This is a genomic window from Accumulibacter sp., assembly GCF_016789985.1.
In the GTDB taxonomy this organism is placed as follows: domain Bacteria; phylum Pseudomonadota; class Gammaproteobacteria; order Burkholderiales; family Rhodocyclaceae; genus Accumulibacter.
In genome coordinates this window covers 1-3,775 of record NZ_JAEUOL010000244.1, presented here as the reverse complement: position 1 = coordinate 3,775, position 3,775 = coordinate 1, and the positions used below count along the sequence as shown (strand labels likewise).

Annotated in this window: 7 protein-coding genes; all 7 read left to right on the top strand. The window is 60.5% G+C overall.

The features are described 5' to 3' along the window. Positions 1-384, top strand: a 384-nt coding sequence (gene rpsH / locus JNK99_RS14005; RefSeq protein ID WP_291854139.1) for a 30S ribosomal protein S8, incomplete at its 5' end; no start/stop codon positions are given. 9 nt (positions 385-393) lie between these two features. After that, a complete protein-coding gene (gene rplF / locus JNK99_RS14000) occupies positions 394-930 on the top strand; it encodes a 50S ribosomal protein L6 (RefSeq protein WP_291854137.1) in 537 nt (178 codons plus the stop codon). A gap of 13 nt (positions 931-943) precedes the next feature. After that, positions 944-1,297 carry a 50S ribosomal protein L18 gene (gene rplR / locus JNK99_RS13995; protein WP_291854141.1) on the top strand — a complete coding sequence of 118 codons (354 nt, stop codon included), beginning with the start codon at positions 944-946 and terminating at the stop codon, positions 1,295-1,297. 27 nt (positions 1,298-1,324) lie between these two features. After that, on the top strand, positions 1,325-1,849 hold the full coding sequence (gene rpsE, locus JNK99_RS13990) for a 30S ribosomal protein S5 (protein ID WP_291854135.1): 525 nt from the start codon (positions 1,325-1,327) through the stop codon (positions 1,847-1,849). 7 nt (positions 1,850-1,856) lie between these two features. Further along, positions 1,857-2,054 carry a 50S ribosomal protein L30 gene (gene rpmD / locus JNK99_RS13985; RefSeq protein ID WP_291854133.1) on the top strand — a complete coding sequence of 66 codons (198 nt, stop codon included), beginning with the start codon at positions 1,857-1,859 and terminating at the stop codon, positions 2,052-2,054. Next, the gene (rplO, locus tag JNK99_RS13980; RefSeq protein ID WP_291854132.1) at positions 2,041-2,475 is read left to right on the top strand and encodes a 50S ribosomal protein L15; all 435 of its coding nucleotides are present in this window, start codon (positions 2,041-2,043) and stop codon (positions 2,473-2,475) included. Before rpmD ends, rplO begins: the two co-directional genes overlap by 14 nt. A gap of 22 nt (positions 2,476-2,497) precedes the next feature. Then, a partial coding sequence (gene secY / locus JNK99_RS13975) for a preprotein translocase subunit SecY (RefSeq protein ID WP_291854130.1) occupies positions 2,498-3,775 on the top strand: 1,278 nt, incomplete at its 3' end.

Genomic DNA, 3,775 nt, shown 5'->3' with positions numbered 1-3,775 from the left:
GATCCGATCAGCGACATGCTGACCCGCATCCGAAATGCCCAGATGGCAAGCAAGGCTTCTGTCGCCATGCCGTCTTCGAAGGTCAAAATCGCCATCGCCCAGGTGTTGAAGGACGAAGGTTACGTCGAGGATTATGCGGTCAGCCCGAATAACGGCAAGCCGGTTCTCGAAATCGTTCTGAAGTACTATGCGGGCCGGCCGGTCATTGAGCGGATCGATCGTGTTTCGCGTCCGGGCCTCCGCATCTACCGGGGGGTCGGTGATATCCCGCTGGTCATGAATGGGCTTGGGGTGGCCATCGTGTCGACTCCCAGGGGTGTTATGACCGACCGCAAAGCCCGCGCCAGCCACGTCGGTGGCGAAGTGCTCTGCTTCGTCGCCTAAGAGGTAGCCATGTCCCGCGTTGCAAAGAAACCAATCGTTCTGCCGCAAGGTGTTTCGGTCGCCATCTCGGCCGAGCGGATTTCGGTCAAGGGGCCACTTGGCGTCCTTGAGTTTGCCTCCCACCCGGCGGTGAGCGTTGCGGAAGAGGGCGGCAGCCTGTTGTGCATACCGGTCGCAGGAGTGGCCGAGAGTGACGCCCTGTCGGGAACGATGCGCGCGGTCGTCGCCAACATGGTCAGCGGCGTAAGCACTGGCTTCGAGCGCAAGCTCAGTCTGGTTGGGGTCGGTTATCGTGCGCAGGCGCAGGGTGACACGCTCAACCTGACGCTCGGCTTCTCGCATCCGGTGGCCTACAGGCTGCCGCCGGGAATCACCGCCGCGACGCCGACACAAACCGAGATCGTGATCAAGGGAGTTGACCGTCAGCTCGTTGGCCAGGTCGCGGCAGAGGTTCGAGCCTATCGCAAACCCGAACCCTATAAGGGAAAGGGTGTCCGGTATGCCGACGAGGTCGTCGTGATCAAGGAAACGAAGAAGAAAAAGTAAGGGTGCTCAGATGATTGACAAGAAACAGGCGCGTTTGCGCAGGGCCCGCAAGACCCGGGCCAAGATTGCCGAACTGAAAACAGTGCGCTTGTCGGTGCACCGCAGCAACTGCCACATCTACGCTCAGGTGATTTCGCCCTGTGGCTCCAGAGTGTTGGCCGCTGCTTCGTCGCTCGAGCCGGAGGTGCGCAAGATGCTGCCGAACGGGGGCGATGTCAGTGCCGCCAAAACGATTGGCCTGTTGATCGCCGAGCGCGCCCGCAAGGCGGGGATCGAGCAGGTTTCGTTTGATCGTGCCGGCTTTCGCTACCACGGGCGGATCAAGGCTCTGGCGGATGCGGCGCGTGAAGCCGGTCTCAAGTTCTGAACGCTGAGCAGGGAATTGGAGTAAACAATGGCTAAACCGCAAAGCAGAAAACCACAGCAAGCTGACAAGCCGGACGACGGCATGCGCGAGAAGATGATTTCGATCAACCGGGTGACCAAAGTGGTCAAGGGTGGTCGGATTCTCGGTTTCGCGGCGCTGACCGTCGTCGGGGACGGGGACGGGCGTGTCGGCATGGGCAAGGGCAAGTCGCGTGAAGTGCCGGTGGCCGTGCAGAAGGCGATGGAAGAAGCGCGCCGCAGCCTGATCAAGGTGAGTCTCAGGAACGGTACCCTGCAGCATACCGTTGTCGGGCACCACGGCGCTTCACGGGTGATGATGCAGCCGGCTCCGGAGGGAACCGGCATTATCGCGGGTGGCGCGATGCGGGCGGTTTTCGACGTCATTGGAATGACCAACGTGGTCGCCAAGGCGCATGGCTCGACCAACCCGTACAACATTGTGCGCGCGACGATCAACGGCCTGCGTGCAATGACCACGCCTGCCGAAGTGGCAGCCAAGCGTGGAAAATCCATCGCCGAGATCATGGGGTAAGGAAGAGATGGCTGAAAAGACAGTGAAAGTGACGCTGGTCAGGAGCCTGATCGGAACCAAGGCATCGCACCGGGCGACCGTCCGCGGCTTGGGGCTCCGTCGCCTGAACAGCAGTTCGGTCCTCGAGGATACGCCTGCGGTTCGCGGAATGATCAACAAGGTGTCCTACCTCCTGAAGTGTGAGGGTCAAGATGGAATTGAATGACGTGCAAGGTGCCGAAGGTGCACGGCCGGCCAGGAAGCGGGTCGGGCGTGGCATTGGCTCGGGTTTCGGCAAGACCTGCGGGCGTGGCCACAAGGGTCAGAAGTCGCGCGCCGGTGGGTTTCACAAGGTGGGTTTCGAGGGCGGACAGATGCCGCTGCAGCGGCGCCTGCCGAAGCGTGGTTTCAAGTCGATGACTCGCGAGCGGAACTTCGAGGTGCGCCTGTCGGAGATCGCGCGACTTCCCGTTGACGAGATCGACCTGGCAACCCTGATTCAGGCGAATCTCGTGTCACAGCATGCCCTGTCGGCAAAGGTGGTGCTCTCGGGCGGGATCGAGCGCAAGGTGGTCCTGCGCGGGATTGGTGCAACGGCCGGCGCGCGCGCCGCAATCGAAGCCGCCGGCGGCAGCGTTGCGGAATAGCGGCAGGCAAGGGTGAGCTTACTTGGCAACTAGTTCGAACACGGTCAGCAAGGGCGGCAAGTTCGGCGATCTGAAGCGCCGGCTCTGGTTCCTGCTCGGCGCGCTGGTGGTGTACCGGATCGGCGCGCATATACCTGTGCCGGGAATCGATGCCCGTGTGCTGAGCGAGTTGTTCAACCAGCAGCAGGGCGGCATCCTCGGCATGTTCAACATGTTTTCCGGTGGCGCGCTCTCGCGCTTCACCATTTTCGCTCTGGGGATCATGCCGTACATCTCGGCATCGATCATCATGCAGTTGATGACTCATGCCAGCCCTCAGCTCGAGGGTCTGAAAAAAGAGGGCGAGGCGGGACGCCGCAAGATTACCCAGTACACCCGCTACGGTACGGTGTTCCTGGCACTCTTTCAAGGTATCGGCATCGCGGTGGCGGTGGAGTCGCAACCGGGACTGGTGCTCGAACCCGGAATGATGTTCCGCCTGGTGACGGTCACCACCCTGGTGACCGGAACGATGTTCCTGATGTGGCTGGGTGAACAGGTGACCGAGCGTGGCTTGGGTAACGGCATCTCGATCATCATCTTTGCCGGTATTGCGGCGGGTTTGCCCAATGCGATCGGTGGTCTCCTCGAACTGGTTCGCACCGGTGCGATGCATCCGCTGACGGCGATCGTGATCAGCGTCCTGGTGGTTTTGGTGACTGCCTTTGTGGTTTTTGTCGAACGAGGTCAGCGCAAGATCCTGGTTAACTATGCCAAACGGCAGGTGGGCAACAAGATCTATGGTGGCCAGAGTTCGCACCTGCCGCTCAAACTGAACATGGCGGGCGTCATTCCGCCGATTTTTGCCTCGTCGATCATTCTTTTTCCCGGGACGGTTGCGGGCTGGTTTGGCTCGGGAGAGTCGATGCGCTGGCTGAAGGACATTGCCGGTGCCTTGTCTCCAGGGCAACCGATTTATGTGATGCTCTATGCAGCAGCGATCATTTTCTTCTGTTTCTTCTACACGGCGCTGGTTTTCAACTCCAAGGAAACGGCAGATAACCTGAAGCGGAGCGGTGCGTTCGTACCCGGCATTCGGCCGGGTGATCAGACGGCGCGTTACATTGACAAGATCCTGATGCGCCTGACTCTGGTGGGTGCCGGCTACATCACCGTCGTGTGTCTGCTGCCGGAGTTTCTGATCCTGAAATGGAACGTGCCCTTTTACTTCGGTGGCACTTCGCTGTTGATCATCGTCGTTGTGACGATGGATTTCATGACTCAGGTCCAGGCCTATGCCATGTCCCACCAGTACGAGAGC